This window comes from Micromonospora sp. BQ32, from assembly GCF_059358895.1.
The window spans coordinates 1-891 of sequence record NZ_JCADBI010000052.1 but is presented as its reverse complement, the minus strand read 5'-3'; the positions used below and the strand labels follow the sequence as shown (position 1 = coordinate 891).

Below are 891 nucleotides of genomic sequence, written 5' to 3'. Positions count from 1 at the left end.
CGGCCCTTCGGTGTCGTTGGGTGGTTGGGGTCAGCTGGTGGCGTAGCCGCGGGTGGCGATCCAGTCCGCGAGGTGTTCGGTGCTGATCCAGTAGGAGGCGGTGTTCGCGTCGGCGGAGTCGGCGATCTTGACGGTGTTGCCGTTGTCGCGGTAGCCGACGACGCTGATGTAGTGCCCGCCTTCGTAGGAGTGGGTGACGCCGTCGGTGTCGGTGCTGGTGCCGGCGATGTTGGCGACCACGGCCCGGCCGTCGTCGACGGTGCGGACGATGTCGGCGCGCAGGGTGTCGGTCTGCGTGCCGTCGGCGTTGGGGGTGCTGATTTCCACGGACCGGTAGGCGTCGTTCTTACCGGTTTCCTTGTTCAGTACGGGGGTGATGTCGTTGATGGAGTTGGTGCCGGCCTCGGTGGTGCCCATCTCCTTGGCCATGTCATCGACGTTGATGTTCTTGCCCTGCACGCTCAGGGCGTTGCGGGTCGCGGCGGGCCCGCAGTAGTAGAAGTTCGGCTGGGCTTCGTAGCGCACGCCCAGTTCCCGCTCACCGTGACCCTTACGGTCGGTCTGGGTCTGGGTGGCCGGCGTGCTGGTGGTGGGTGCGGCGAAGGCGGTGGTGACGGGCCCGGCGATGGCGCCGCCGGTGAAGGCGAGCCCAGCGGCGGTCAGGGCGGTCTTACGGATCAGATCGGTACGCATGATGGCGTGCTCCTCTGCATTTCGGGGGCGCCCACACCACACCCGGGGGGTGGGTGGTGCGGGGGGAAGTTCGAGGGGTTCTGCCCGGTGACCCGCGGAAGAGGGGGTCGGCGTCGGGACAGGGTGCAACGGGTGCCGGTGGCGGATCATTCCGCCTGCGCGTCGGCCTGTTGTGGTGCTCGTGCTCGGCCGTGCGGG

General features: G+C 68.5%; 1 protein-coding gene. It reads right to left on the bottom strand.

The window, feature by feature from the left end; translation table 11 throughout:
• Positions 1–30: 30 nt before the first annotated feature.
• Positions 31–693, bottom strand: coding sequence for a C39 family peptidase (locus AC5L30_RS32970; protein ID WP_494872181.1), 663 nt, complete (start codon positions 691–693; stop codon positions 31–33).
• Positions 694–891 lie beyond the last annotated feature (198 nt).